Source organism: Dietzia sp. IBK-p2-15D, from assembly GCF_057773105.1.
The window spans coordinates 1-443 of sequence record NZ_JBYMTK010000108.1 but is presented as its reverse complement, the minus strand read 5'-3'; the positions used below and the strand labels follow the sequence as shown (position 1 = coordinate 443).

Here is a 443-nt window from a genome sequence, read left to right as displayed (position 1 = left end):
CTATATGTTGCTCAATAACATCTGGTACGGCTATGGGCTGATTATTCCGGGTATTCTGTTTGTACTGATCACGCTGATGCTGTTGAAAAGCAAATTCCCCAGCCAGTTGGTGGACGCCAGCGTAGCTAATGAATTACCGCAAATGAACAGCAAACCGTTAGTCTGGCTGGAAGGTGTTTCATCAGTACTGTTCGGTGTAGCCGCATTCTCGACCTTTTATGTGATTGTGGTGTGGATGCCCAAATATGCGATGGCTTTTGCTTGTATGTCAGAAGCTGAGGCATTAAAAACCATCTCTTATTACAGTATGGGTTCGCTGGTCTGTGTCTTTATTTTTGCCGCACTGCTGAAAAAAATGGTCCGGCCCATCTGGGCTAATGTATTTAACTCTGCACTGGCAACAATAACAGCTGCCATTATCTACCTGTACCCTTCTCCATTGG

At 45.1% G+C, this 443-nt stretch carries 1 protein-coding gene; it reads left to right on the top strand.

The genetic code is table 11. The features are described from left to right. On the top strand, positions 1 to 443 hold a 443-nt coding region (locus AC3DEV_RS17100; protein WP_488372891.1), incomplete at both ends, for an MFS transporter.